This window comes from Nocardioides allogilvus (assembly GCF_003047285.1).
Classification (GTDB): domain Bacteria; phylum Actinomycetota; class Actinomycetes; order Propionibacteriales; family Nocardioidaceae; genus Nocardioides; species Nocardioides allogilvus.
Genome location: NZ_PZYX01000006.1, coordinates 156,942 through 183,700 on the forward strand (window position 1 = coordinate 156,942; position 26,759 = coordinate 183,700).

The window sequence follows — 26,759 nt, forward strand, 5'->3', positions numbered from 1 at the left end:
TCGGAGGACACTGGAGGCACACGGTCCGCCGAAGGAGATGAGCGCCGTGATCACTCTCGGGCACGACCTGGACAGCATCCACCGCGACCTCGAGCACCGGCTCGACCAAGCTTCCGCGGCCCGGCCCGACGTGCGACATCCTCGTGACCACTACGGCGCCATCGACACGTTCCTGGCGGTCGCCAGCCGGCACAACGCCGGGATGGTCGACGCGATCGCGCCGCTCGTGCACCGGCTCCCCGGTGGCCACGACCTCGCCGTCGACTTCGTGCACGCGAGCCGCCGCTACGAGGAGACGCTCGCCCAGGTGAAGGCCAAGCTCTACGGCTCGACCTACGCCGTACGGCGCAGCTGGCCGTCCATCTGGACCGACGTGCGCCGCGAGTTCGACACCGTCGTCGACCTGGAGCACCAGCTCGTCGCCGCCCTGGTCGACGAGCCTGCGGAGGAGGACCTCGCGACCCGCCTCCACCATGCCACCGTGAAGGCGCCGACCCGGCCGCACCCATTCATCCCCCACCGGGGCGTGCCGGGTCGGGTCGCACGGATGGTCGCTCGCCGCATCGACCAGTTCTGGGACAGCGCGGAGGGGCGGATGGTGCCCGAGCCGGTCCGCCACCACGACCGCGAGCACCAGGGCAAGGTCACGCAATATCTCCTGGCTGACCCACACCTCTCGGAGGACTGAGGGTCAGGACAGGAGGGTGACCAGCAGCCCCAGCGCGGCGCACACCCCGAGGACCCGCAACGTCGACCACTTGAGCCAGAAGACCATCGCCAGCGCGACGCCGGTCAGCGCGAACGCGACCGGGTCCCACGACGACAGGACCGGCACCGACAGGTCGACCGGGCCCCAGCCGATCCGGCGCTGCAGCTCGAAGAGGGTGTGCAGCGCGAAGAACACCGCGAGGTTGGCGATCACCCCGACGACGGCCGCGGTGACCCCGGTGAGCGCGGCGCCGAGGTGGGTGTTGCTGCGGAGGCGCTCGACGTACGGCGCCCCCAGGAAGATGAACAGGAAGCACGGCACGAACGTCACCCACGTCACGAGCAGCGAGGCGAGGACGGCCGCGACCCACGGATCGAGCGACGCGGGGTTGCGGTAGGCGCCGACGAAAGCGACGAACTGCACGACCATGATCAGCGGTCCCGGCGTGGTCTCGGCGAGCGCGAGGCCCTTGACCATCTCCCCCGGCGCCAGCCAGCCGTAGACCGTGACGGCCTGCTGGGCGACGTAGGACAGGACGGCGTAGGCGCCGCCGAAGGTGACGACCGCGGCGCCGGAGAAGAACAGCCCCTGGTCCACGAAGACGCTGTCGCGGGAGAAGACGAGGGCCGCTGCGGCGACCGGGGTGAACCACAGCACGACGCCGAGTCCCAGGATCGTCAGCGAGCGACGGCGCGACGGCGGGTCGTGGTGGAGCGCCTCGTCGCTGATCAGCGGTGGGGGTACGTCGCCCGCCGCCCCGTGCCCGGACGGTGCCGTGCCGATGAGGCCCCGCAGCAGCCACCCGACCACGCCCGCCACGACGATCACCACCGGGAAGGGGACGCCGAAGGCGGTCAGCGCGACGAACGACGCCACCGCCATCACGACCAGCAGGGGGTGGTGCAGGGCGCGACCGCTCACCCGCCGGACCGCGTGCACGACGATCGCGATCACCGCGGGCGCAAGGCCGACGAACAGGCCGGTCACGACCGAGGTGTCGCCGGCGCCGATGTAGACCGCGGAGAGGGCGAGCATCGCCAGCACCCCGGGCAGCACGAACAGGATGCCGGCGATCAGGCCGCCGAGGCTGCCGTTGAGCAGCCAGCCGGTGTAGATCGCGAGCTGCTGGGCCTCGGGGCCGGGCAGCAGCATGCAGTAGTTGAGGGCGTGCAGGAAGCGCTGCTGGCCGATCCAGCGCTTCTCGTCGACGAGCTTGTACTGCATGACGGCGATCTGGCCGGCCGGGCCGCCGAAGGTCTGCAGCGAGATCGCGAACCAGGTCCGCGTCGCCTCGCCGAGGGGGATGACGTCGCCCGTCCGATGGCGCAGGCGGTTCATGCCAGGACTCCTTCGAGGCGGGTGATCGATCCGTTGGGCACGTCGACCCACGGCGCGTCGGTCAGCGAGTGCCCGCGGAGGTGGGCCAGGGCGGAGCGGATCGCGTCGCCGTGGCTGACGAGGATCGTAGGGATGGCCGGGTCGAGGTCGGCCAGGACCGCGGCCATCCGTCGCCGTACGTCCGCGACGGACTCGCCGCCCGCGAGCGGGAGCTCGGGGTCGGACCAGTCGTGCCGCTCGGCCTCGGCCCAGGTCTCCTCGTAGCCGCGCCCCTCCAGGGACCCGAGGTGCTGCTCCCGGAGCCGCTCGTCGAGCACCGGAGCGACACCGAGCCGGTCGCCGATGATGCGGGCGGTCTCGACGGCGCGCACGAGGTCGCTGGTGAGCAGGCGCACTCCCCCGGTCAGCTCGTCGGCGAGGTCCTCGGCCGCTGCGGCCGCCTGCTCGCGTCCCAGCGCCGTCAACGGCGGATGAGTCGTCTGTCCCTGGGTCAGGCGGAGGACATTCCACTCCGACTGACCGTGCCTGACGAGGTAGACCGGCTGCTGCACGACGGACAGTCTCCCGTACGCTGGCAGCGCCCTAGGCATGAGGAACCCGGTGAGACTCCGGGGCGGTTCCGCCACTGTGAAATCCCGTAGGGGATTCAGCCAGACACTCACCTCGGGCACATCCGACCGTTAGCCGGGGCGAGAACCCCGGAGGAGGAACTCCGGCTGTGCGCATCGCCCTGCTCTCCACGTCCGACACCGACCTGCTCTCCGCGCGGGCCTCGGGGGCCGACTACGTCGTCGCCAACCCGGCGCGTCCGGGCCACCAGTCGATGGCCGAGGTGATCGAGGGCTGCGACCTGGTCGTCGGCCGGCTGCTCGGCTCCCCGCAGGACCTCTGCTCGGGCTTCACCCGGGTCGCCGCGACCACGACGCCGGTCGTCGTGCTCGGCGGCGAGCAGCAGCCCAACGCCGAGCTGATGGAGCTCTCGTCGGTGCCGATCGGTGTCGCCGCCGAGGCCCACCGCTACCTCGCCGAGGGCGGCCCGGACAACCTGCGCCAGCTGCACGCCTTCCTCTCCGACACGGTGCTGCTGACCGGCGAGGGCTTCGACCCGCCCGCCGTCCTGCCGTCCTGGGGGTACGCCGCCCGCCCGACGGTCTCGGACACGCTCCCGCGCATCGGGGTGCTCTACTACCGCGCCCACGAGGCGAGCGGCAACACCGCCTTCGCGCACGCCCTCGCCGACGCCGTGGACGCGACCGGCCAGGCCGTCGGCGTCCCCATCTTCGCCGGCTCCCTGCGCGCCGCACCCGACGAGCTCTTCACCGAGCTGGGCACCCTCGACGCACTGGTCGTGACCGTGCTCGCCGCCGGCGGCAGCGTGCCGTCGACCGCCAGCGCGGGTGGCGACGACGAGGCCTGGGACGTCGCCCGGATCGCCGCGCTGGACATCCCGGTGCTGCAGGGGCTGTGCCTGACCAGCAGCCGGGCGGACTGGGAGGCCTCCGACGACGGCGTGACCCCGCTCGACTCCGCGACCCAGATCGCGATCCCGGAGTTCGACGGCCGCATCATCACCGCGCCGTTCTCCTTCAAGGAGATCGACGCCGACGGACTGCCGTCCTACGTCGCCGACCCCGAGCGCTGCGCCCGGGTCGCCGGCATCGCCGTGCGGCACGCGCGGCTGCGCACCGTCCCCAACGCCGAGAAGAAGCTGGCGCTGGTGCTCTCGGCCTACCCGACCAAGCACTCCCGGATCGGCAACGCGGTCGGCCTCGACACCCCGGTGTCGGCCGTCCGGCTGCTGCGGCGCCTGCGGGACGCGGGCTACGACCTCGGCTCCGACAACGCGATCCTCGACATCCTCGACGGCAGCGGCACCGACACCGAGTCCGGCGACGCCCTCATCCACGCCCTGATCGCCGCCGGCGGCCAGGACGAGGAGTGGCTGACGTCGGGGCAGCTGACCGACGCCCACGTGCGCATCAGCCCAGCGGCGTACGACGAGTGGACTCGTGACCTGCCCGCCGACCTGCGCGACGCGATGGTCGAGGCGTGGGGCCCGGCCCCGGGCAAGCTGTTCGTCAACGACTCGGGCGAGCTGGTGCTCGCCACCCTGCAGGCCGGCAACGTCGTGCTGCTGATCCAGCCGCCGCGCGGCTTCGGGGAGAACCCGGTCGCGATCTACCACGACCCCGACCTCGCACCCAGCCACCACTACCTCGGCGCCTATCGCTGGATCGAGCGGGGATTCGGGGCCGACGCCGTGGTCCACCTCGGCAAGCACGGCTCGCTGGAGTGGCTGCCGGGCAAGAACGCCGCACTCTCCGCGTCGTGCGGCACCGACGCCGCGCTCGGCGACCTGCCGCTGATCTATCCCTTCCTCGTCAACGACCCGGGCGAGGGAGCGCAGGCCAAGCGCCGCGCCCACGCGACGATCGTCGACCACCTCGTGCCGCCGATGGCCCGCGCCGAGGCCTACGGCGACATCGCGCGCCTCGAGCAGCTGCTCGACGAGTACGGCAACATCGCGGCGATGGACCCGGCCAAGCTCCCGGCCGTGCGCGGGGAGATCTGGACCCTGATGCAGGCAGCCCAGCTGCACAAGGACCTCGGTCTCGAGGAACGCCCCGACGACGACGACTTCGACGACTTCATCCTGCACGTCGACGGCTGGCTGTGCGAGATCAAGGACGCGCAGATCCGCGACGGGCTGCACATCCTCGGCGAGGCACCGGTCGGTGAGCCCCGGGTCAACCTGGTGCTCGCGATCCTGCGCGCCGCCCAGGTGTGGGGCGGGGTCGGCAACGCCGTCCCCGGCCTGCGAGCGGCCCTGGGCCTCGTCGACGTCGACGCCGCCACGGGGGCGGCTGTCGACGTCTTCGAGGCCCAGGCCCGTGGTCTGGTCGAGCAGATGGAGAAGGCCGGCTGGGACCCTGCGGCTGCCGTTGATCTCCACGAGGACGCGGAGGTCCAGCGGGTGCTGGCCTTCGCGGCCACCGAGGTCGTGCCCCGGCTCGCCGGCACGGCCGACGAGCTGACCGCCGTGCTGCACGCCCTCGACGGCGGCTTCGTGCCGGCCGGCCCCAGCGGCTCGCCGTTGCGCGGGCTGGTCAACGTGCTGCCGACCGGGCGCAACTTCTACACCGTCGACCCGCGCGCGGTGCCGTCGCGGCTGGCGTGGCAGACCGGCCAGTCGATGGCCGACTCGCTGCTGCAGCGCTACCTCGACGAGACCGGGTCCTACCCCGCGTCGGTGGGGCTCTCGGTGTGGGGCACCTCCGCGATGCGCACCTCCGGCGACGACATCGCCGAGGTGCTCGCGCTCCTCGGCGTACGCCCCGAGTGGGATGCCGAGTCGCGCCGCGTGCGCGAGCTCATCGTGGTGCCGCTCGCGGAGCTGGGTCGCCCCCGGATCGACGTCACGGTGCGCATCTCGGGCTTCTTCCGGGACGCCTTCCCGCACGTCGTGGCGATGCTCGACGACGCCGTGCAGATGGTGGCTTCGTTGGAGGAGTCGGACGAGGACAACTACGTGCGGGCGCACGCGCAGGCCGACCTGGCGTCGCACGGCGACGAGCGGCGGGCGACGACGCGCATCTTCGGTTCCAAGCCGGGGTCCTACGGCGCCGGCATCCTGCAGGTCGTCGAGTCCGGCTCGTGGCGCGACGACAAGGACCTCGCCGAGGTCTACACCGCGTGGGGCGGCTTCGCCTACGGCCGGGGCCTCGACGGCGCCCCGGCGGCCGACGACATGCGCGCCAACTACCGCCGGATCAAGGTCGCGGCCAAGAACGTCGACAGCCTCGAGCACGACATCGCCGACTCCGACGACTACTTCCAGTACCACGGCGGCATGATCGCCACGGTCCGTGCGCTGACCGGATCCGACCCGAAGGCCTACGTCGGTGACTCGACCACGCCCGACGCGGTCCGCACCCGCACGCTCGCCGAGGAGACCGCGCGCGTCTTCCGCTCCCGCGTGGTCAACCCGCGCTGGATCGCCGCGATGCAGCGCCACGGCTACAAGGGCGCCTTCGAGCTGGCCGCCACCGTCGACTACCTCTACGGCTTCGACGCCACCGCCGGGGTCGTGCACGACTGGATGTACGAGAAGCTCGCGACTGAATACGTCCTCGACGAGACCAACCAGGCCTTCCTGCGGACGTCGAACCCGTGGGCGCTGCGCGGCATCGTCGAGCGGCTCCACGAGGCCGCCGAGCGCGGGCTGTGGGAGGCGCCGGATCCCGACGTCATGGCCGCGATGCAGCAGGTCTACCTCGAGGTCGAGGGTGACCTCGAGGATGACGGAGCGGACTCCCGCGCGTGAGGCTCCGGGTCCTCGGCGTGGGCATGGGACCGCAGCACGTGACCCTCGAGGTCGCGGACGCGCTGCGGTCGTGCGACTACGTCATCGCCGCCGACAAGGGCCCTGACGACGACCTGCTCGCCGCTCGCCACGCCATCGCATCGGCGTACGGCGTCGAGGTGGTCGCGGTCCCGGATCCTCCCCGTGACCGGGCCGACCCGGCGGACTACCCGGCCGCCGTGCGCGACTGGCACGAGGCGAGGGTGGCTGCCTACGAGCAGGTGCTGCGCGAGCGCGGCGGCGGCGCGGCGTTCCTGGTGTGGGGCGACCCGTCGTTCTACGACTCGACCATCCGCATCGTCGAGCAGCTCGCCGCCCGGCTCCCCCTCCACTGGGACGTGCTCCCCGGCATCAGCGCTCCGCAGCTCTTGGCCGCACGCCACCGGGTGGTGCTGCACGAGGTCGGCCAGCCGGTGCACGTCACCACCGCCCGGCGGCTGCACGACGACATCGACGCGGGGCAGGCCAACCTCGTCGTCATGCTCACCGGTCAGCTCGACCTGACCGGACTCGACGACTGGTCGATCTGGTGGGGCGCCAACCTGGGCACGCCGTCCGAGGAGCTGGTGGCGGGCCGGGTCGGTGAGGTGCGCGACGACGTCGTCGCTGCCCGGGACCGCGCCCGCGAGGCGGCCGGCTGGGTGATGGACGCCTACCTCCTGCGGGCACCTTCATGAGCGGGCTGCTCGTCGCCGGCACCACCTCCGACGCCGGCAAGAGCGTCGTGACGACCGGCCTGTGCCGCGCCTTCGCGCGGCGCGGGGTGAGCGTGGCGCCGTACAAGGCCCAGAACATGTCGAACAACTCGATGGTCTGCGAGGCGGCCGACGGCACGACCGCGGAGATCGGCCGCGCGCAGTGGGTGCAGGCGCTCGCCGCGAAGGTGACGCCCGAGCCCGCGATGAACCCCGTCCTGCTCAAGCCCGGCTCCGACCGCCGCAGCCACGTCGTGCTGATGGGGCAGCCCGCGGGCGACGTCTCCTCGAGCGACTGGCAGACCGGCCGGCGGCACCTCGCGCAGGCCGCGCACGCGGCGTACGACGACCTGTCCGCGCGCTTCGAGGTCGTCGTCGCCGAGGGCGCCGGCAGCCCGACCGAGATCAACCTGCGCGCCAGCGACTACGTCAACATGGGCCTCGCCCGGCACGCGTCGATCCCGACCGTGGTGGTCGGCGACATCGACCGGGGCGGGGTGTTCGCGGCGATGTTCGGGACGGTCGCGCTGCTGGACGCCGCGGACCAGGCGCTGGTCGCGGGGTTCGTCGTCAACAAGTTCAGGGGCGACCTCGACCTGCTCTCCCCCGGGCTCGATTCGCTGTCGTCGCTGACCGGGCGGCGGGTCTACGGCGTGCTGCCGTGGGACCCGACGCTGTGGCTGGACTCGGAGGACGCGCTCGACCTCGACGGGCGGCGCAGTGACTCCGGCGCACGCTGCCGCGTGGCGGTCGTGCGACTGCCGCGGATCAGCAACTTCACCGACGTCGACGCGCTCGGGCTCGAGCCCGGTCTCGACGTGGTGTTCGCCGCCGACCCGCGCGACCTCGCCGACGCCGACCTGATCGTGCTGCCCGGCACCCGCGCCACGATCAGCGACCTCGCCTGGCTGCGCTCGCGCGGGCTCGACGTCGCGATCCGCGCCCACGCGGCTCGTGGCCGGCCGGTGCTCGGCATCTGCGGCGGCTTCCAGATGCTCGGTGCGTCGGTCAGCGATCCGTCCGGTGTCGAGGGCGCTCCAGGCGTCACGGTCGACGGGCTCGGGCTGCTCGACGTCACCACCTCGTTCTCGCCCGAGAAGGTCCTGCGCCTTCCGGTCGGTACGGCGCTGGGCGTCGACGCCTCGGGCTACGAGATCCACCACGGGCGGATCACGGTCGGCTCCGGCGAGGCGTTCCTCGGCGGAGTGCGGTCCGGCTCGGTCTTCGGCACGATGTGGCACGGCAGCCTGGAGGGCGATGACCTCCGGCGCGCGTTCCTGTCTTCTGCGCTCGGCCTGGAGCCGTCCGCTGTTTCCTTCCCCGCTGCCCGGTCGGCCCGGCTCGACCGGCTCGGCGACCTCGTCGAGGAGCACCTCGACGTCGACGCCTTGCTCGCGCTCGCCCGCTCCGGCGCCCCGTCGGGGCTGCCGGTCCTGCCTCCCGGAGGTGCCGCATGAGGTTGCTGCTGCTCGGTGGCACGAGCGAGGCCCGCGCGCTCGCCGCCGATCTCGTCGACGCCGGCATCGACGTCACCTCCTCGCTCGCGGGACGAGTCGCCCGGCCGCGCCTGCCCGTCGGGAAGGTCCGCATCGGCGGCTTCGGCGGTGTTCTCGGGCTCCGTGCGGCGCTGGCCGACTACGACGCCGTCGTCGACGCGACCCACCCGTTCGCGCTCGGGATGAGCACCAACGCCGCCGCCGCGTGCACGGACGTCCCGCTGCTGCGCCTCGAACGTCCCGGCTGGGCGCCCGACCCGGCCTGGCACCACGTCGACACCCACGCTGCGGCCGCGACCGCGGCGGCCTCGCTGGGATCGCGTCCGTTCCTCACCGTCGGGCGGCAGGAGCTGGCCCGCTTCGTCCCTGCGCTCGGGGGCCTCCCGGCGCTGGCGCGCGTCGTCGACGTACCCACGATCCAGCTCCCGCCTGCCTGGCAGCTGGTCACCGACCGCGGGCCCTACACGCTGGCCGCCGAGCTCGACGTGCTGCGCGAGCACCGCACCGACGTGCTGGTCACCAAGGACTCCGGCGGGTCCTACACCCGGCCCAAGCTGGACGCGGCGGCCGAGCTCGGCGTCGCCGTCGTCGTCGTACGCCGACCGCCCGCCCCCGCAGGGGTGCGGACCGTGCACGACGTGGCCGACGCGGTCGCCTGGGTGAAGTCCTTGTCATGCAGGGAGCTGGCATGAAGGTCCTCGTCACCGGCGGCGTGCGCTCGGGAAAGTCGCGGCACGCGGAGTCGCTGCTGTCGTCGTGCACGACGGTCACCTACGTCGCGCCCGGGCCGAGCGACGACACCGATCCCGACTGGGTCGCGCGGATCGCCGCGCATCGGGTGCGCCGGCCCTCATCGTGGGTGACGCTCGAGACGTCCGACCTGAGCGACGCCCTGGCCGTCGACGGGCCGGTCCTCGTCGACTGCCTCGGCACCTGGCTGACCGCCGTGCTGGACGCGCACTCGTTGTGGGACGCGCCCTCCGACTCCGTGACCGCAGTCGTCGACGGCCTGCTCGACGAGGTCGTCGCGGTGCTGGCCACGCGGGGAGACGTGGTGCTGGTGACCAACGAGGTCGGGCTGGGCGTCATCCCGTCCCACCGCTCCGGACGGCTCTTCCGCGACCTGCTCGGGCTGGTCAACCAGCGGCTCGCGACGGCCTGCGACGAGGTGCACCTCGTGGTCGCCGGTCGGGTGCTGCGGCTGTGAGCGCGCTGGTGCTGGTCGGGATGTCGGTCACCGACGTGGACCGCCGCTCGTCGTTGCTGGCTGAGGCCGCCTCCCGACAAGCCTCCGTGGCCTTCCTGCAGATGGGCGACCCGTCGCTGTCGCTGGAGCTGACCCGGTTGGCGGATCTGGGGGCCTCCTCGATCACGCTGGTCGGGGTCAACCTCGGGCCGCTCGCGCCCGCGCACTCGTGGCTGCGGCGGATCGCCGGCCACTGGTGGCGTGAGCGCGCGGGCGCCCGCCCGGTCGTCACCGTCGCGACGCGGCTGGTCACGTCACTGTCGTCCGTCGACGACGTGCTGCTCGAGGTGAAGCCGATCACCGGGGCCGAAGCCGGCGTCATGTCCGCCGCCTGGGAGTCCGTCCCGGGCCATGTGCGGCAGGTGCTGATCTGCCGCGGGCCGCGCTGCACCGCTGTCGGGTCGGAGGAGTCCATGCGCGCGCTGGTCCTCGGGCTGGCGCAGGCCGGGCTGGGCGACGACGACGTGCTCGTCACCCACACCGGCTGCCAGTTCCCCTGCAACCAGGCTCCCGTCGTCAGCGTCCAGCCCGACGACGTCTGGTACGGCGCCGTCGACCCTGCCGCCGCCGAGACGATCGTGCGCTCGCACCTGGTCGAGGGCGTGCCCCTCGAGAGCCACCGGCTGCCGCGCGAAGTTCATTTACGTAAATGAACTTCGCGGGACACCCCTAGAGGCTGGCGGCGAGCTCCCGCCGCTGCGCGACGGCGCTCTCCTGCGCGTAGAGCCGGATGACCAGCCCGGTCAGCGCCACCCCGAGGACGCCCCAGAGCGTGGCCAGCGTCAGCACCGACGACAGCCGGAAGGACCACAGGGTGTCGGCGGGGAAGTCGCCCAGCTCGTTGACGGGGGCGAACACCAGCGCGGCGACGACGACCACGACGAGGTAGGCGGCGGCACCGAGGACCACGCCGCCGAACGTCCCGATCCTCGTGCGCAGCCGGCAGGCGGCGTACGTCGCCAGCGCGGCCGCCGCGACCGAGAGCAGCAGGAAGCCGAAGTAGAGAGCGGTCCGGTCCCCGATGGTGTCGCCGCTGCCGACGGCAGGCGGGGTGGCGGGGTACTTCAGGAACGGCACCAGCGCGACCGCCACGAAGCCGATCAGCGCGACGAGAGCCGTCGACTGCCCGGGCAGCAGCCGGCCGAGGCGACCGAGGGTTCCAGCGGCGACCAACGAGACCAGGCCGCCCAGGGCGACGCCGATCGCGAGCGAGCCGGTCAGCAGTCCCCAGGTCGACTGGTTGGTGCGGGAGACCTCGAAGACCTCGTCCTCGGCGCCGGCAGCGTCGGCCTCGTCGTGTGAGTGGCTGTGCCCGTCGGAGGCGGTCGCTGCTCCCGCTTCCTCCAGCGCGATCGCCGACTCGACGTGGGGCTCGCCGACCACGTTGGCCACGAGGAAGGCGGCCAGGCCGGCGATCAGGCCGGCCAGCAGGCCGCGGACAAGAAATGCGCGTGCGTTCATTGAGTTTTCCGTTTCCAGGGGTCGCCGACAGACACCGGGGCGCGCGTCAGCGCGCGCTCGCCCGGGCGGCGAGAAGAGAGGAGAAGTGGTGCTACCGGGTGATCAGTGACTGATCAGTGGCAGGGGTAGCCCATGAGGTGCCGTGCGTCGTGGACCCACTCGTGGATCGCGGTGCCCGCGGGGATCGAGACGGCGCCCTGGTCGGCGCTGATGAAGAAGATGACCAGCGACCCGAGCAGTCCGAAGAAGAGCGCCCAGGGGGCCAGCTCCCGGAGCTCGACGGTGGGGAGAGCGGGGGCACCGGTGACCGGGGCCGCGACAGAATGCGACATGTGTCCTCCTCAGGGATGCGTGCGTCCCTGGTTGTTGGGGTTGGACGACCACGCGGGTCTGACTCCACCACCCGGCCCGAAGGCTGAGGCGATGTCACAGTAGCGCGACTGTGCCGGAATTCCACCGGCTTCCATGTGGTCGTTGACGCTCACCCTAGCGGACCGCGGACCCGCTTGGTCCACCCGCCACGGACCGAAATCGCGGCCGTCGTCAGGGCCGCGAGAAGGCCCACGCGCCGCGCCAGCACTGTGGATCGGGTGATGTCGTCGGGCCGCGCGTCGCGGCCGTCCCCCATCACCGCGCGATGCTCGACCCGCTCGCCGTAGTAGGTGTTCGTGCCGCCCAGCCGGATGCCCAGGGCGCCCGCGAAGGCCGACTCGACGACGCCGCCGTTGGGGCTCGGGTGGTCGGCCGCGTCGCGGCGCCAGGTCTGCAGGGCGACCTTCGCCCGCCCGGGTGCGGCGGCCATCACCAGCAGTCCCGAGAGCCGCGAACCGGGCAGGTTCGCGACGTCATCGAGGCAAGCCGAGGCCCAGCCGAAGTTCTCGTAGCGGGCGTTGTGGTGACCCACCATCGCGTCAAGGGTGTTGACCGCGCGGTAGCCGAGGAGACCCGGCACACCGCACACCGCTCCCCACACCAGCGGGGCGACGACAGCGTCGGAGGTGTTCTCCGCGACCGACTCGACGACCGCCCGCGCAACCTCCGACTCGTCGAGCGCGGCCGTGTCGCGACCGACGAGGTGGGTGAGCCGTTGCCGCGCCGCGGGCAGGTCGGCGGCCACGAGCCGGGTGTGTACGGCGAGCGCTTCGCGTTCCAGTGACCGCCCGCCGAGCACGGCCCACGTCGCGACCGCCGTGGTGAGGACACGGGCCGCCCGGGGACGCTCGGCGAGCAGGCCGAGCACGACCGCGCCACCGACGAGGATGCCGGTGTGCGCGACTCCGCGCGCCCGCGAGTCGGCGTACAGGATGCGCTCGAGGGACGACGCCGTCGTGCCGAAGCCGGCGACGGGGTGGAAGCGCTGCGGGTCGCCGAAGGCTCGGTCGGCGGCCCAGCCGAGCAGCAGCCCGGCGGCGCGGGCCCTCATGAGAGCCCCACCAGGAGGGCGGCGAGGGCGAGCTCGATCGCGGCCCCGAAGACGTCACCGGTGACCCCGCCGAAGCGACGGGTGGTGCGGGCGATGACCGCGACCACGACCCCCAGCGCGAGGGCCGCCGCGAGCGTGCCGCGCCACCACGGCAGGCCGGCCCAGGCACAGGTCACCGCGAGCAGGAGGCCGACGACGAGCCACACGAGGAGGACGACCGCACGCGGCACGGTCCGGGTGTAGGTCAGCCCCAGCCCGTCGGCACGAGCAGCCGGGACCCCCCGCGCGCAGCACACCACCAGCGCCGCACGCGACAGGCAGACGGCGACACCGGCGAGGACGGCGCCGCGCCACGACACGGAGAGCACCGAGGCCAGCGCAGCGACCTGGAGTCCGAGCACCAGCACCACCGCCACGACGCCGGCCGGACCGGACGTGCCCGACTTCATCACCTCGAGCGACCGTGAGCGGTCGTAGGACGCGGCCAGCCCGTCGACGGTGTCGGAGAGCCCGTCGAGGTGGAAGGCGCGGTTGCCGAGGACGACGGCGCCGACGGCGAGCAGCGCGGTGACGAGGGGCGGCAGCCCCAGCCACTGGCCGGCCAGCACGACGCCGACGACCACGAGTCCGAGGGGCAGCACCGCGAGCGGCGCGAGCAGCATCGCGGCCGCGGCCCGCCGGCGATCGACGCGGGACAGCGGACGCACCGGGATCGCGGTCAGCGTCCCGACCGCGAGCCGCCATGCATCGATGAGCATCAGGGCATGAGCTCCGAGAGCAGCGCGACGTCGCGCAACAGGGCGGCGGCACTGCGCACGACCGGGACGGCGGCGACGGCGCCCGAGCCCTCGCCGAGTCGCAGCCCGAGGTCGAGGAGCGGCTCGAGTCCCATCTTCGCCAGCGCGAGGGACTGGGCCGGCTCGGTGGAGCGGTGGCCGGCGGCGTACCACCCCGCAGCGCCGGGCTCGATGCGATCGGCGGTGAGCGCGCAGGCGACGCTCATCAGGCCGTCGAGCAGCACCGGTCGGCCCTCCTGGGCGGCCGCGAGCAGGAAGCCGGTGCTCGCGGCGAGGTCGGCGCTGCCGAGGGCGGCGAGCGTCTCGATCGGGTCGTCGGTGCGGGCGCCGGCGCGGGCCAGTGCGGCGTCGATCACCGCTGTCTTGTGCAGCAGCGCCGCGTCGTCGATGCCGGTGCCGCGACCCACGACCTCCGAGGCGGGCAGGCCGAGCCCGGCCGCGACCAGGGCCGCGGCGGGGGTGGTGTTGCCGATGCCCATGTCGCCGCTGATCAGCAGCTGCGCGCCGGCGGCGATCTCCTCGCGGGCGACCGCCGCACCAGCGGCCAGGGCGGCCCGGGTCTCCTCGAGGGTCAGGGCGTCCTCGAGGTGGATGGCGCCGCTGCCACGACGGATCTTGTGCGCGGTCAGGGCGTCGCGCACCTCCGGCGCGAGGTCCTCGAAGTCCTCGTCCACGCCGAGGTCGAGCACGCGCACGGCGACGCCGTGGGCGCCGGCCAGCGCGTTGACGCCCGCCTTGCCGAGCAGGAAGGTCCGCACCATCGCGCCGGTGATCGCCGGCGGGAAGGCCGACACTCCGTGGCCGGCAACGCCGTGGTCACCCGCGAAGATGACGAGCCGGACGTTGTCGACCGGCACCGGCGGCACCTGGCCCTGGCAGGCCGCGACCCACACGGCGAGGTCGCCGAGCCGGCCGAGCGCACCGGGCGGGGTGGCGAGCGCGGCCAGCCGCTTGGTGGCGTGGGTGCGGGCGATGTCGGAGGGGGCGGCGACGTAGGCCATGGCGGGGTCCTTCATGGGTCGAGGTGGTCGAGCGCGACGAGGAAGCGGTCGGTGAGGGGTTCGGGGCGCACGGCGATGCGCGCCCAGGTGGGGTCGAGTCCGGGGAACGTGTCGCATCGGCGTACGGCGATGCCGACATCGCGCAGGGACAGCCGGGCGCCTCCGAGGCGGGCCAGCACGAACGGGGCCGACGAGGGCACGTGCTCGATGCCGCGCTCGGTGAGTCCCGCGACGAGGTGGTCGCGCCACCGGCCCAGCGTCAGGGCACGGTCGGCCGACTCGGCGGCGGCGCGATCGTTGCTGCACGCGACGAGCGCGGCGACCGCCGGCCCGGCGACCGACCACGGGGTCTGGGCGCGGGCGAGGTCGCGGACGAACGCAGGGTCGCCGGTGAGGTAGCCGGCGCGGATGCCGGGGATCGACCAGTGCTTGGTGAGGCTGCGGATGACCACCACACCGTCGAGGCGCTCGCGCACCAGCGACTCGACCTCGCCGGGCACGGCGTCCATGAACGCCTCGTCGACGACGACGAGCCGGCCCGGCCTCCGGAGCGCCCGGATCAGCGACGCGGGATGCAGCACCCCGGTCGGGTTGGTCGGGTTGCCGATGACGACCAGGTCGGCCGCGTCCGGGACGGTCGACGGATCGAGGGTGGAGTCGGACCGGCAGAGCACGGTCTCGACCGTGTGGCCCGCCTGCTCCAGGGCGGCGTGCGGCTCGGTGAACTGCGGGTGCACCACGACCGGGTGCCGCCACGGCTGGCGGGCGATCAGGGTGAACGCCTCCGCGGCTCCCGCGGTGGGCAGCACCTCATCGGCGGGCCGCTCCACGAACCGCGCGAGGGCAGCCAGCGCCGGCGCCGCGTCGGGATAGGCGGTGTCACCGATGGCGGCGTGCAGGGCGTCGTCGAGCCACACCGGGCGCTCGCCCACGAAGACGTTGACGGCGAGGTCGAGCAGGCCGGGAGCCGCCTCGACGTCGCCGTGGTGGCGCAAGGGGTCGACCGGGTCGGGCTCGACCACGGGCGAGGAGACGTGCGGCACGGCTGCGTGCGCCGCGTCCGCGAACCGCTGCGCGAGCGCGGGGTGCCCGGCCCAGTGCACGTGCAGGTAGGACGCGTGCCAGGTGTCGGTCGCGAACCCGGTCGGGGCACCGTCGATCCCCCACGCGTCACCGTCCGAGGTGACCGACGTCTTGTGGAACTCGTGCCCCGTCACCTGCTCTCCCACCCGCGTCAGCAGCGAGTCGGTGAGCGCGGTCGCGGTCGGGTAGCGCAGCGTCAGGCGGCTGCCCATCGCGGCGTCGGTCGGCACGACGCCTGCCATCGCCACGCCGTCGAGGGTCGCGGCGAGGTAGAGCAGCCCCGCACACTCCGCGACCGTGGGGACGCCCGCCCGGACCGCGTCGCCCAGGTCGTCGAGCAGGCTCCGGTTGGCGGCCAGCTCGGCGGCGTACACCTCGGGGAAGCCGCCACCGAGGTAGATCGCCTGCGTGCCCGCAGGCAGGCGGCGGTCGCGCAGCGGGTCGAAGGCGACGACCTCGCACCCGGCCGCGCTGAGCAGCTCCTCGGTCTCGGGGTAGCGGAACGTGAAGGCGCGTCCGCCGGCGACGGCGACGACGGGACGACCGGCTCCCGCAGGGCTGATGTGGAGCGCCGGGTCCCAGGGCGTTGCGTCGAGGTCGGGCGCCGAGCGCGCGACGTCGAGGAGTGCGTCGAGGTCGAGGTGCTTGGCGACCTGCTCCCCCAGCCGCGCGACCATCGCGACCGATTCGTCGCGCTCGGCCGCGGGCACCAGCCCGAGGTGTCGCGACGGGGTGGCGAGGTCCTCGTCGCGCGGCAGCACGCCGAGCACGGGCAGCGAGAGGGCGCGCCGGATCTCCTCGATGTTGCGCTCGGAGCCCGCGTTGTTGAGGACGACGCCGGCGATCTCGATGGTCGGGTCGTACGTCGCCATACCCGCCGCGATCGCCGCGACCGTGCGCGACTGGCGGGCGATGTCGAGGACGAGCACGACCGGTGACTGCGTGAGGGCGGCGACGTGGGCCGTCGAGGCGAAGCCGTCGGTCCCGATCCGCCCGTCGTGCAGGCCCATCACGCCCTCGATCACCGCGACATCGGCACCCCGCGCGCCGTGCAGCAGCAGCGGCACGACCCGCTCCTCGCCGACGAGGTGCGGGTCGAGGTTGCGACCGGGACGACCGGAGGCGAGCGCGTGGTAGCCGGGATCGATGTAGTCGGGGCCGACCTTGTGCCCGCTGACGCTCTGCCCGGCGTTTCGAAGCGCCGCGAGGAGGCCCGTCGCGATGGTGGTCTTGCCCTGCCCGGTGCTGGGAGCGGCAATCACCAGCCTCGGCAGGGTCACGGGCAGGGTCACCACTCGATGCCCTTCTGTCCCTTCTGGCCGGCGTCCATCGGGTGCTTGACCTTGGTCATCTCGGTGACCAGGTCGGCGACCTCGACGAGCCTGGGGTCCGCGTTGCGGCCGGTGATGACGACGTGCTGGAAGCCCGGCCGGTCGCGGAGCGTCTCGACGACGTCGTCGACATCGACCCAGCCCCACTTCATCGGATAGGTGAACTCGTCGAGGATCAGCAGGTCGTGGGTCTCCTCGGCGAGGCGGCGCTTGATCTCCTGCCAGCCCTCGACGGCCGCGGCCGCGTGGTCGACGTCGTCGCCGTGCTTGCGGGTCCAGGACCAGCCCGAGCCCATCTTGTGCCACTCGACGGGACCGCCCTCGCCGGTCTCCTCGTGCAGGCTGCCCAGGCGCTCGAGCACGGTCTGCTCGCCGATGCGCCACTTGGCGGACTTCACGAACTGGAAGACGCCGACCTTCCAGCCCTGGTTCCAGCCGCGGATGCCGACCCCGAAAGCGGCAGTCGACTTCCCCTTCCCGTCGCCCGTGTGCACCATCACCAGCGGGCGGTTGCGGCGCTGCCGGGTGGTGAGCCCGTCGTCCGGTACGGCGATCGGCTGGCCCTTCGGCATCAGGCCACCCCTCTCTCGGTGTGCGTCCGGACGGTGCCGGCCAGCGACTCGGCGCTGACCTCGGCGACCGGGAGGTGCTCGGCGCCGAGCACGTCGGCCAGCCGGGCGGCGAGCCCGAGCCGCAGCGGGCCGGACTCGGAGTCGATGACGATCGTGGTGACACGCAGGCCGGCGAGGTGCTCCGCGGCCTGCAGGGAACGGGCCACGGCGTCGGGTCCGTCGGTGGCGCGACCGTCGGTCACCACCACCAGCAACGGGCGGAGCCGCGGGTCACGCAGCCGCTCGCGCCGCAGCACGGTCGCGGCCTCGAGGAGACCTGCGGCCAGCGGCGTACGCCCCCCGGCCGGAAGCTCGTCCAGGCGCTGCGCGGCGATCTCGACCGAGTGGGTCGGCGGCAGCGCGAGCTCGGCGTCCTGGGCGCGGAAGGTGATCAGCCCGACCTTGTCGCGGCGGCGGTAGGCGTCCATCAGCAGCGACAGCACGGCGGTCTTGACCTGGGTCATCCGCTTGCGCGCGGCCATCGAGCCGGAGGCGTCGACGCAGAAGAGGACGAGGTTGGCCTCGCGGCCCTCGCGGACGGCGACCCTCAAGTCTTCGGACCGGACGTCGACGCGACCGCTCGTGCGACCCCGCGCGGGTTGCTTGCCGGCTGCAGCCAGCAGTGTCTCGACCAGGTGCAGCGAACCGCTCGTGCCGGCCGTGGCGCCCACGCGCCGACCGGTGCGCGAGAGAGCACGGCTGCGGCGGCCGGCGGCGCCGTCACCGAGGCCCTGGACGGTGAAGAGCTTGGGGCGGTAGGCCGCCGCGGCACCGACCACCGACTCCGCGCTCGGACCTGAGTCTTGAGAAGACTCAGGTCCAAGGGGCGGCTCGCTGTCCCCCTCGGACGTCATGGGATCTGGCTGTTCGGACGACCCGTCCTCATGACGTCCCGGATCGTCGTCGGGCGAGCCGGGCGAGTCGGGGCCCTCCGGCGAGTCGGGCCCCTCCGGCCCCTCCGGCCCCTCCGGCGGCTCGGGCGGCAGCTCGTCGTCGCCGAGCAGCTGGTCGAGCAGGTCCTCGTCGAGGCCGGGGGCGTCGAACGGGTTGCGGCGACGGCGGTGCGGCAGCGACAGCAGCGCGGCCCGGCGGATGTCGGCGCGGGTGACCTCGTCGCGGCCCTCCCAGGCGGCGTGCGCGACGGCGGTGCGGGCGGTGACGATGTCGGCCCGCAGCCCGTCGACCTCGAAGGCGGCGCAGATCTCGGCGATCTTGAGCAGGGCGGCGTCCGTGAGCCGCACCTTGGGCAGGTGGTCGCGAGCGGACGAGATCCGCTCGGTCAGGGAGCGGTCGCGGTCGCGGTAGCGCTCGGTGAAGGCGGTCGCGTCGAGGTCGAAGGCCATCCGTCGCCGTACGACCTCGGCGCGCAGCGTGGGCTCGCGCGGCGCGGCGACCTCGACGGTCAGCCCGAAGCGGTCGAGGAGCTGCGGGCGGAGCTCGCCCTCCTCGGGGTTCATGGTGCCGATCAGCACGAAGCGGGCGGCGTGCTCGACCGAGACACCGTCACGCTCGATGGTGACCTGGCCCATCGCGGCAGCGTCGAGCAGCAGGTCGACGAGGTGGTCGTGGAGCAGGTTGACCTCGTCGACGTAGAGGATGCCGCGGTGGGCGCGGGCGAGGAGTCCGGGCTCGTACTCGACCTTGCCGTGCGACAGGGCCCGCTCGAGGTGCAGCGACCCGAGCACGCGGTCCTCGGTGGCACCCACCGGCAGCTCGACGAGGCGGACCGGGCGCGTGAGCACCGACGCGTCGGCGGCGAAGGGGCCGTCGGGCGAGGTCGCGGACGGGTTGGTCGGATCGATCGAGAAGCGGTCGTCGGCATAGACGTCGACCGGCGGCAGCACCGCCGCCAGCGCGCGGACGGTGGTCGACTTGGCCGTGCCCTTCTCGCCGCGCACCAGCACCCCACCGATCTCGGGCGCGATGGTGGTGAGGACGAGGGCGAGGCCCATGTCGTCGAGCGCGTCGGCCTCGCAACCGAGGACGGCAGAAAATGGGTAGTGCTGTGGCATGTGAGGCTCCCGCTCGCTTCGCCAAGAAAATGGTCGGACGCGAGGCCGGTCTTCGGACTTGTCAGGTCCCCTCGAGAGGGGCCTGATTCACCGCAGCGGGCCTGTGCCGGACTTTCACCGGCTTCCCAGATTCTCCCCTCCGACGCATGCTCAACGTTTCCGATGAGCCGGCCGTCAGGGCACCTCGTGCCTGCCGAGACGATAGCGTGCGGGCCCGTGGCCCCCTCCCCCCGTCCATCCCTGCCAGCCGTGACCGTCGTCGGGATCGGCGCCGACGGCTGGTCCGGGGTGCCTGCCCATCTCCGCGACCTGGTCCTGGCCGCGCCCGTCGTCGTCGGCGGCGCCCGCCACCTCGACCTGCTGCCGGACGTCCCCGGTCAGCAGCGCCTGGCCTGGCCGTCCCCACTGCGCGCCGGGCTCGCCGAGCTGGTCGCGGAGTCCCCCGGCCTCGTCGCCCTCGCCTCCGGTGACCCGCTCGTCTCCGGCATCGGCACGACCCTGATCGACGTGCTCGGCGCCGAGCACGTCGTCCTGCACCCCGCTGTCTCCTCGGTGGCGCTCGCCCGGGCCCGGCTCGGCTGGCCGGCCGAGTCGTGCGCCGTCGTCAGCCTCGTCGGTCGCGACCCCGCCCTGGTGCTGCGCGAGCTCGCCCCCGGACGGCGCGTCCTCGTGCTGTCGTCCGACGAGCACACGCCCGGCCAGGTCGCCGCCCTGCTGACCGACGTGGGGTACGGCGCCAGCACCCTGCACGTCCTCGGCGAGCTCGGCGCTCCGTCGGAGTCGCACGCGACCGGCGTGGCACAGGACTGGCGCGAGACGTCGCCGCGGCTGCACGTCCTCGCCCTCGAGCTGGTCGGTCCGCCCCGCTTCGGCTGGACAGCCGGGCTGCCCGACGACGCCTTCGAGCACGACGGCCAGCTGACCAAGCGCGACCTGCGCGCCTCCGCCCTGGCCCGGCTCGCGCCCGTCCCCGGCGAGCACCTCTGGGACGTCGGCGCCGGCGCCGGCTCGATCGGGATCGAGTGGATGCGCGCCCACCCGACCTGCACGACCACCGCGATCGAGGGCAACCCCGACCGAGCGGCCCGCATCGCGAGGAACGCCTCGCGCCTCGGCGTACCCGGCCTGTCCGTGGTGACCGGCCGCGCGCCCGACGCCCTCGCCGGCCTACGCCGGCCCGACGCGATCTTCATCGGCGGCGGCGCGACCGCTCCGGGTGTCCTCGACACCTGCCTGGCCGCACTGTCGCCCGGCGGCCGGCTCGTCGTCCACGGCGTGACGCTCGAGACCGAGCAACGCCTGGCCCAGGCCTACACCGAGCACGGCGGCGAGCTGACGCGCATCGGCGTCGAGACCGCCGCGCCCGTCGGCACCTTCACGGGCTGGACGCCTGCGCGCAGCGTCACCCAGTGGGCGTTCTCGGGCTAACCCTTCCCTCGCGGCGCGGCCCGGACGTGCGCACGCTCGCCCTGCTTGCCGACGAGGCTGAGGAACTCCACCGGCCCTGAGCTGGTGGCTCCGAACCAGTGCGGGGTGCGGGTGTCGAACTCGGCGGCCTCGCCCGGTCCGAGGATCAGGTCGTGCTCGCCGAGCACCAGGCGGAGCTGGCCGTTGAGGACGAACGCCCAGTCGTAGCCCTCGTGGGTGCGCAGCTCGGGCTCGGCGTCGTCGCGACCGGCGGGCAGCACGAACTTGTAGGCCTGGACGCCTCCGGGCCGGTTGGTCAGCGGCAGGATCGTCGCGCCGCCGCTGCCGGCGATCGGGCGCAGGTTCACCCGCGGGTCGCCCGTGGGCGGTGCGCCGACGAGCTCGTCCAGCGTGACGCCGTACGCGCGTGCCAGCGGCAGCAGCTGCTCCAGGGTGGGCCGACGAAGACCCGCCTCGAGCCGGGACAGAGTGCTGGTCGAGATGCCGGTCTCGTGAGCCACCTCACTGAGCGTGCTGTCGCGGCGCTGACGCAGCAGCTTCAGCCGCGGGCCCACGCCGTCGAGGGTGCGGTCCGTCTCATACATGTCTCGTAATTTGCCAGTTCAGCAACAACGTTTGCAAATCCGCCATCCGGCGGTCACTGTCGAAGAGACGAGCACACCTTGATCGAGGAGACCGCGTGACGCACACGTTCGACAACGAGTACTGGGACCAGATCTGGCAGGGCGATCGCGCCCAGGCCATGGCCACCAGCCAGCCCAACCCGCACTTGCTGACGGAGGTCGCTGACCTCACGCCCGGGACCGCCCTCGACGCCGGCTGCGGGGCCGGGGCCGAGGCGATCTGGCTCGCCTCGTGCGGCTGGCAGGTCACCGCGGCCGACATCGCCACCGATGCACTCGCACGCGCAGCCGAACGTGCCGACGCGAACGGCGTGCAGGTGGAGTGGGTCGAGGCAGACCTGTCCGTGTGGGAGCCGGAGGCGCCGTACGACCTGGTGACCACGCACTATGCGCACCCCTCGATCCCGCAGCTGGAGTTCTACGACCGGATCGCAACGTGGGTGGCGCCCGGCGGCACGCTGCTGATCGTCGGCCACCTCCACCACGGAGGCCACGGTCATGGTCACGGCCATGGTCACGGCCACGAGCCTCCCGCCGCCGCGTCGGCGACCGCAGCCACCATCACGGCGCGGCTGGACCCGGCCGCGTGGGAGGTCGTGACCGCTCAGGAGTCGCAGCGGACCGTGCCCGGCAGCGACAAGGTGCTGCACGACGTGGTCGTCCGGGCCACGCGCCGTTGAGGCCTACTCCCGAGCCGAGTAGCGCTCCGCGTGCACGACGCCCTCGAGCGGCGAGCGGTGCCGCCACCCGAACCGCTCGAGGTCCGGCACGTCCGGTAGCTCGGAGACGGCGCCGACGCACAGCCACGCGACCGGGCGGACGTGGGCCGGGAAGCCGACGAGGTCGCGGAGGAACTCCTCGCGGTAGAAGCTGACCCAGCCGACGCCTAGGCCCTCGGCGGTCGCGGCGAGCCAGAGGTTCTGGATGGCGCAGACGACGGAGTAGAGCCCCGCGTCGGCGATGGCGTGCCGGCCCAGCACGTTGGGCCCGCCGCGCGACGGGTCGTAGCCGACGACGATCCCCAGCCCGGACTCGACGATCCCCTCGACCTTGATCTTGTCGAAGGTCTCGGACCGCTCACCGTCCAGCGTTGCGGCGTACGTCGATCGCTCGGCGTCGACATGGGAGCGGAACGACGCCAGCGTCGATGCAGCGCGCACCAGCACGAAGTCCCACGGCTGGCTCATCCCGACGCTCGGCGCGCAGTGGGCCGCGGCCAGCACCCGCTGGAGCACCTCGGGCGCGACCGGCTCGCCGGTGAACTCCCGGCGGGTGTCGCGGCGGCGGTTGATGACGTCGTAGAGGTCGTTCACCGCTTGGAGCTCCGGTCACGCGTGGGGGCGTAGAGGTAGGACTCCCCGCCGTCGGCCGGCGCCAGCGCGCGACCGACGAGGATCACCGCCGCCATCCTCAGCCCGGCCTCCTCGACCAGGTCGGCGATGGTGGCGACCGTGCCGCGCAGCACCAGCTCGTCCGGCTGGCTCGCGCGGTGCACGACGGCGACCGGGCAGTCGGCGCCGTACTCCTCCTCGAGCTCCTCCATGAGTGAACGGGTGCGGGTGATCGCGAGGTGCAGGACCAGCGTGGCGCCGGTCGCGGCGAAGGCCGCGAGCGACTCCCCCGACGGCATCGCGGTCGAGCGCGCCTGCACCCGGGTGAGCACGACCGACTGCGCGACGAGCGGCACGGTCAGCTCGCGGCCGAGGAGCGCGGCGGCCGCGGCGTAGGCGGGCACGCCGGGCGTGACGTCCCACGGCACCCCGGCAGCGTCGAGGCGGCGGGTCTGCTCGGCGAGCGCTGAGTAGACCGACAGGTCGCCCGAGGCGAGCCGCACGACGTCCTTGCCCTCGTGGTGGGCCGAGACGAGGCGCTCGACGATCTCGTCGAGGTCGAGGTCCTGGGTGTCGACCAGGGTCGCCTCCGGGCTCACGTGGCCGAGCACCTCGGGATCGAGGTAGGACCCCGGGAACAGCACGACGTCGGCGGCCCCCAGCAGCCGGGTCGCGCGCACGGTCAGCAGGTCGGCGACCCCCGGGCCGGCCCCGACGAAGTGGACGGTCATCAGGCGTCCACGAAGCGCGGCGTCCAGACGCCGGCCGGACTGACCCGCGTCCCCGAGGCCCCGATGATCAGCAGGCACTTCATGTCGATGCTCGCCGGGTCGAGCTCGGCGAGCGTGGTCACCGTCAACGACTCCTCGGCCCGGCCGACGTCACGACCGACGACCACGACGGTGTCGGGCTTGCGGTGCTCGAGCAGCACCTCCTGGGCCGTCGCGACCTGGGAGGTGCGCGAGCGCGACGCGGGGTTGTAGATCGCCAGCACCAGGTCGGCCTCGGCGATCGCGCGCAACCGGCGCTCGACCACCGCCCACGGCTTGAGCCGGTCGGAGAGCGAGACGACCGCGAAGTCGCCGCCGATCGGGGCACCGGCCCGCGCCGCCACGGCCTGCACGGCGCTGAGTCCGGGCAGGACGCGGATCGACACATCGGCGTACGCCGCGTCGTCGGCCGCCTCGAAGACGGCAGCCGCCATCCCGAAGACCCCGGCGTCGCCGCCGGACACGACCGCGACCCGCTCGCCGGCGCGTGCGAGGTCGAGCGCGATGCGGGCGCGGTCGACCTCGACCGTGTTGCCGGAGGCGTGCCGGGTCAGGCCGGCACGCTGCGGCACCCGCTCGACGTAGGGCCCGTAGCCGACGACGTGGTCGACCTCCGCGAGCGCCGCGGAGACCTCGGGCGTCAGCCAGCCGTCCGGGCCGGGCCCGAGGCCGACGACGAGGAGCTCGGCGGCGGGCTCGGGGGCCACCTCGACGGCCTCGTCGAGACCGTGCCGGAGGCGAACGCGGCTCGTGGCGTGAGCCGTGTCGCCGGGCACGACCACGAGCGAGAAGTAGGGGACGGACTCCGGATCGACGTCCGCGACGGGCAGCCATCGTTCCTCCGGCTGGGACGCCCGCTCGACGTACCACGCACCGTCGAGACGACCAGCCTGCTCGAGCGCCGAGCGCACCGCCGGGAAGGTGCGGCCGAGCTTCATGATGATGGCCGCGTCCGTGTCGGCCAGCCGACGCGCGAGCTCGGGCTCGGGCAGCGTCCCGGGCAGGACCGTGAGCACGTCGGACTGGCGCACCAGCGGCGTCGAGATCGTGGCGGTGGCCGCTGCGAAGGCAGGGACCCCCGGCACCACCTCGGTGTCGTAGACCTCGCCGAAGCGGTCGTGGAGGTACATGGACGAGCCGTAGAAGAGCGGGTCGCCCTCGGCGAGCAGGACCACGTCGCGGCCGGCGTCGAGGTGCCGCGCCAGTCGGACGGCGCAGGACTCGTAGAAGTCGGCCATCGCCCCGACGTAGCCGCCGGGGTGGTTGGTGGTCCCGGTCGTGACCGGGTAGCGGAGCTCCTCCTCGACAGCGCCGGCCGGGATGACGTCGGCAGCGATGCGGCGAGCGTGCGACTGCTTGCGGACACCTGCGTGGTAGGCCACGACGTCGGCGGCGGCGATGAGCCGGGCCGCCTTGATCGTCATCAGCTCCGGGTCACCCGGGCCGATCCCCACGACCGTGAACCTGCCTGTCATTCCTGCTCCTGGGCCAGTGCGTTGAGGGCGGACGAGGTCATCGCGGATCCACCGCGGCGGCCCAGGACGGTGACGAACGGGATGTCGATCCCGTGCTCCCCGCTGAGGTCGACCAGGGCCTGCTTGGACTCGGCGGCGCCGATGAAGCCGACCGGGCAGCCGACGATCGCGGCCGGTCGCGGACCTCCGTCGAGGACCATCTCGAGCAGGTGGAACAGCGCCGTCGGCGCGTTGCCGATCGCGACGACCGCGCCCTCGAGGTGCGGCTCCCACAGCGAGACGGCGGCGGCGGTGCGGGTCGTGCGCCACTCCCGCGCCAGGTCGGGCGTGCGCTCGTCGTTGAGGAAGCAGAGCACCTCGTTGTCGCGCGGCAGCCGCGCCCGGGTCACGCCGGTCGCGACCATCGTGGCGTCGCACAGCATCGGCGCCCCGGCCTCCAGCGCCGTCCGCGCGGCCGAGATCAGCCCGGGGTGGATGACCAGGTCGGCGGCGAGGTCGACCTGCCCGCTGCCGTGGATCATCCGGACGGCGAGCTTCTCCGCGTCGGCGGGCACGCCGCTGAGGTCCGACTCGCGGCGGATGGTCGCGAACGAGTCGACATAGATGTCCGGGCCGACGTCGACGTAGTCGTAGTGCCGCTGCGGCCGGCGCAGGCCGGGCAGCTGGGTCAGGTCGGTCATCGGGTCTCCTCGGGGATCAGGACGCCGCGCCACGGGGTGACCACGAGGGCGGCGGTGTGGGAAGTCAGGTCGTCGACGGCCGCGCGGTCGAGCCCGTCGCGGGTGACCTCGACGTGGCGTCCGCCCGGCACGTCGCCGAAGGGCAGAGCAGGCGCAGGCGCAGGCAGTCGTGGGTCGGGCGGGCCGGGGTCGAGCAGCGGTGTGTCCAGCTCCGTCACGTGCCAGGGCGCCGACGGTCCGTTGCCGCGGCGTACGGCGAACGCGTGGGCCAGCTCCGCGATCCGCGCCGCCGCCTCGGCCAGCGGGACGACCGGACCGAACCCGTCCCCGACCCGGAGCTGCGCCGACGAGGAGTCGAGCGTCACCAGGCCGAGGTCGCAGCCGCGCGTCAGCAGGTCGCCCCGGCCGTCGTCGAGCACGAACAGGAAGCGCCCGGGCAGGGCCGCGAGCTCGGGATCGGCGCACAGCCGCGCGTCGAGGTCCGCGGCCACGACCCGCAGGTCGGCACGCCCTTCGGCGAGCCCGGACTGCGGGGAGACCATGACGTTGCGGACCAGCTCGTGGCTGCGGGTGGGCAGCAGCCCGGTCGCCTCGATCGCGGCCAGCACCGCCGGGTCGAGGCCGCAGCCCGAGCTGGGCAGGGCGCGGACCTGGAGGTTGGCGCGCGAGGTGAGGTGCACCCGCCCGTCGCCGTACTCCCCCGCGACGCCGGCCAGCGCGCGCAGCGACTCCGCGGACACCCACCCGCCGATCAGGCGCAGGCGCACGAGCATCCCGTCGGATGCCGACCACGGGCGCAGCGCGCCCGGGCAGAGGTCGCCTCTGCTGCGTGTGCTGGACATGGGGGCCAATCTGGGTCCGGGCCCGTGCGCGGGGCCGTGTGACC

Annotated in this window: 25 protein-coding genes and 2 riboswitches; of the genes, 9 read left to right on the top strand and 16 right to left on the bottom strand. The window is 73.4% G+C overall.

Going from position 1 to position 26,759, the window contains the following annotated elements; genetic code table 11:
- The first annotated feature begins 46 nt into the window (after window positions 1–46).
- Complete coding sequence (locus tag C9J87_RS11490; protein ID WP_156887165.1) at window positions 47–688, top strand: hypothetical protein; 642 nt, start codon at window positions 47–49, stop codon at window positions 686–688.
- A 3-nt stretch (window positions 689–691) separates the two neighbouring features.
- Here the strand turns inward: C9J87_RS11490 and chrA are convergent, their stop codons facing one another.
- Together chrA and C9J87_RS11500 are read right to left on the bottom strand one after the other, a co-directional pair.
- Window positions 692–2,047, bottom strand: coding sequence for a chromate efflux transporter (chrA, locus tag C9J87_RS11495; RefSeq protein WP_107705589.1), 1,356 nt, complete (start codon window positions 2,045–2,047; stop codon window positions 692–694).
- On the bottom strand, window positions 2,044–2,598 hold the full coding sequence (locus C9J87_RS11500) for a histidine phosphatase family protein (protein ID WP_010832321.1): 555 nt from the start codon (window positions 2,596–2,598) through the stop codon (window positions 2,044–2,046). The genes chrA and C9J87_RS11500 overlap by 4 nt, the downstream gene beginning before the upstream one ends.
- 16 nt (window positions 2,599–2,614) lie before the next feature.
- Window positions 2,615–2,727, top strand: a riboswitch (cobalamin riboswitch).
- 38 nt (window positions 2,728–2,765) lie between these two features.
- On the opposite strand from C9J87_RS11500, the gene cobN reads away from it, so the two are divergent.
- From cobN to C9J87_RS11530, 6 genes are read left to right on the top strand one after another with little or no spacing between them, the layout of a single operon-like run.
- On the top strand, window positions 2,766–6,371 hold the full coding sequence (gene cobN, locus C9J87_RS11505; RefSeq protein WP_107705590.1) for a cobaltochelatase subunit CobN: 3,606 nt from the start codon (window positions 2,766–2,768) through the stop codon (window positions 6,369–6,371).
- On the top strand, window positions 6,368–7,087 hold the full coding sequence (gene cobF / locus C9J87_RS11510; protein ID WP_107705591.1) for a precorrin-6A synthase (deacetylating): 720 nt from the start codon (window positions 6,368–6,370) through the stop codon (window positions 7,085–7,087). Before cobN ends, cobF begins: the two co-directional genes overlap by 4 nt.
- Complete coding sequence (locus C9J87_RS11515; protein WP_107705592.1) at window positions 7,084–8,562, top strand: cobyric acid synthase; 1,479 nt, start codon at window positions 7,084–7,086, stop codon at window positions 8,560–8,562. The genes cobF and C9J87_RS11515 overlap by 4 nt, the downstream gene beginning before the upstream one ends.
- Window positions 8,559–9,293: a cobalt-precorrin-6A reductase gene (locus C9J87_RS11520; protein ID WP_107705593.1), complete on the top strand. Its 735-nt coding sequence runs from the start codon at window positions 8,559–8,561 to the stop codon at window positions 9,291–9,293. The genes C9J87_RS11515 and C9J87_RS11520 overlap by 4 nt, the downstream gene beginning before the upstream one ends.
- Window positions 9,290–9,808, top strand: a complete 519-nt coding sequence (locus C9J87_RS11525) for a bifunctional adenosylcobinamide kinase/adenosylcobinamide-phosphate guanylyltransferase (protein ID WP_107705594.1) — start codon at window positions 9,290–9,292, stop codon at window positions 9,806–9,808. The genes C9J87_RS11520 and C9J87_RS11525 overlap by 4 nt, the downstream gene beginning before the upstream one ends.
- A complete protein-coding gene (locus C9J87_RS11530) occupies window positions 9,805–10,500 on the top strand; it encodes a (2Fe-2S) ferredoxin domain-containing protein (protein WP_232820032.1) in 696 nt (231 codons plus the stop codon). The genes C9J87_RS11525 and C9J87_RS11530 overlap by 4 nt, the downstream gene beginning before the upstream one ends.
- A 16-nt stretch (window positions 10,501–10,516) precedes the next feature.
- On the opposite strand, the gene C9J87_RS11535 is transcribed toward C9J87_RS11530, so the two are convergent.
- The 8 genes from C9J87_RS11535 to C9J87_RS11570 form a co-directional block, all read right to left on the bottom strand.
- Window positions 10,517–11,308: a CbtA family protein gene (locus tag C9J87_RS11535; protein WP_107705595.1), complete on the bottom strand. Its 792-nt coding sequence runs from the start codon at window positions 11,306–11,308 to the stop codon at window positions 10,517–10,519.
- A gap of 113 nt (window positions 11,309–11,421) precedes the next feature.
- Entirely contained in the window at window positions 11,422–11,640 is a 219-nt protein-coding gene (locus tag C9J87_RS11540; protein WP_036490415.1) for a CbtB domain-containing protein, read from the bottom strand.
- 149 nt (window positions 11,641–11,789) lie between these two features.
- Window positions 11,790–12,731, bottom strand: coding sequence for a cobalamin biosynthesis protein (locus C9J87_RS11545; RefSeq protein ID WP_157953181.1), 942 nt, complete (start codon window positions 12,729–12,731; stop codon window positions 11,790–11,792).
- Window positions 12,728–13,489 (bottom strand): adenosylcobinamide-GDP ribazoletransferase, encoded by a 762-nt coding sequence (locus C9J87_RS11550; protein WP_107705596.1) that lies wholly within the window; start codon window positions 13,487–13,489, stop codon window positions 12,728–12,730. The genes C9J87_RS11545 and C9J87_RS11550 overlap by 4 nt, the downstream gene beginning before the upstream one ends.
- Complete coding sequence (gene cobT, locus C9J87_RS11555; protein ID WP_232820033.1) at window positions 13,489–14,544, bottom strand: nicotinate-nucleotide--dimethylbenzimidazole phosphoribosyltransferase; 1,056 nt, start codon at window positions 14,542–14,544, stop codon at window positions 13,489–13,491. Before cobT ends, C9J87_RS11550 begins: the two co-directional genes overlap by 1 nt.
- Window positions 14,541–16,892 (bottom strand): cobyrinate a,c-diamide synthase, encoded by a 2,352-nt coding sequence (locus tag C9J87_RS11560; protein WP_408635550.1) that lies wholly within the window; start codon window positions 16,890–16,892, stop codon window positions 14,541–14,543. The genes cobT and C9J87_RS11560 overlap by 4 nt, the downstream gene beginning before the upstream one ends.
- A gap of 8 nt (window positions 16,893–16,900) precedes the next feature.
- A complete protein-coding gene (gene cobO / locus C9J87_RS11565) occupies window positions 16,901–17,515 on the bottom strand; it encodes a cob(I)yrinic acid a,c-diamide adenosyltransferase (protein WP_010832309.1) in 615 nt (204 codons plus the stop codon).
- Window positions 17,515–19,566 (bottom strand): VWA domain-containing protein, encoded by a 2,052-nt coding sequence (locus C9J87_RS11570; protein WP_010832308.1) that lies wholly within the window; start codon window positions 19,564–19,566, stop codon window positions 17,515–17,517. The genes cobO and C9J87_RS11570 overlap by 1 nt, the downstream gene beginning before the upstream one ends.
- A gap of 26 nt (window positions 19,567–19,592) precedes the next feature.
- A riboswitch (cobalamin riboswitch) is annotated at window positions 19,593–19,768 on the bottom strand.
- 47 nt (window positions 19,769–19,815) lie between these two features.
- Here C9J87_RS11570 and C9J87_RS11575 point away from each other — a divergent pair.
- Window positions 19,816–20,994, top strand: coding sequence for a bifunctional cobalt-precorrin-7 (C(5))-methyltransferase/cobalt-precorrin-6B (C(15))-methyltransferase (locus C9J87_RS11575; RefSeq protein ID WP_010832307.1), 1,179 nt, complete (start codon window positions 19,816–19,818; stop codon window positions 20,992–20,994).
- Here C9J87_RS11575 and C9J87_RS11580 read toward each other — a convergent pair.
- The gene (locus tag C9J87_RS11580; RefSeq protein WP_010832306.1) at window positions 20,991–21,578 is read right to left on the bottom strand and encodes a helix-turn-helix domain-containing protein; all 588 of its coding nucleotides are present in this window, start codon (window positions 21,576–21,578) and stop codon (window positions 20,991–20,993) included. The two genes, C9J87_RS11575 and C9J87_RS11580, sit on opposite strands and share 4 nt — an antisense overlap.
- Window positions 21,579–21,634: 56 nt before the next feature.
- Here C9J87_RS11580 and C9J87_RS11585 point away from each other — a divergent pair, with 56 nt between their 5' ends.
- The gene (locus tag C9J87_RS11585; protein WP_107705597.1) at window positions 21,635–22,297 is read left to right on the top strand and encodes a class I SAM-dependent methyltransferase; all 663 of its coding nucleotides are present in this window, start codon (window positions 21,635–21,637) and stop codon (window positions 22,295–22,297) included.
- A 3-nt stretch (window positions 22,298–22,300) separates the two neighbouring features.
- On the opposite strand, the gene bluB is transcribed toward C9J87_RS11585, so the two are convergent.
- From bluB to C9J87_RS11610, 5 genes are read right to left on the bottom strand one after another with little or no spacing between them, the layout of a single operon-like run.
- A complete protein-coding gene (bluB, locus tag C9J87_RS11590; RefSeq protein ID WP_010832304.1) occupies window positions 22,301–22,930 on the bottom strand; it encodes a 5,6-dimethylbenzimidazole synthase in 630 nt (209 codons plus the stop codon).
- The gene (gene cobM, locus C9J87_RS11595; protein WP_010832303.1) at window positions 22,927–23,679 is read right to left on the bottom strand and encodes a precorrin-4 C(11)-methyltransferase; all 753 of its coding nucleotides are present in this window, start codon (window positions 23,677–23,679) and stop codon (window positions 22,927–22,929) included. The genes bluB and cobM overlap by 4 nt, the downstream gene beginning before the upstream one ends.
- Window positions 23,679–25,193, bottom strand: coding sequence for a precorrin-3B C(17)-methyltransferase (cobJ, locus tag C9J87_RS11600; protein WP_107705598.1), 1,515 nt, complete (start codon window positions 25,191–25,193; stop codon window positions 23,679–23,681). The genes cobM and cobJ overlap by 1 nt, the downstream gene beginning before the upstream one ends.
- The gene (locus C9J87_RS11605) at window positions 25,190–25,873 is read right to left on the bottom strand and encodes a precorrin-8X methylmutase (RefSeq protein ID WP_010832301.1); all 684 of its coding nucleotides are present in this window, start codon (window positions 25,871–25,873) and stop codon (window positions 25,190–25,192) included. The genes cobJ and C9J87_RS11605 overlap by 4 nt, the downstream gene beginning before the upstream one ends.
- The gene (locus C9J87_RS11610; RefSeq protein WP_198016958.1) at window positions 25,870–26,715 is read right to left on the bottom strand and encodes a nitrite reductase; all 846 of its coding nucleotides are present in this window, start codon (window positions 26,713–26,715) and stop codon (window positions 25,870–25,872) included. Before C9J87_RS11610 ends, C9J87_RS11605 begins: the two co-directional genes overlap by 4 nt.
- Between the last annotated feature and the right edge of the window lie 44 nt (window positions 26,716–26,759).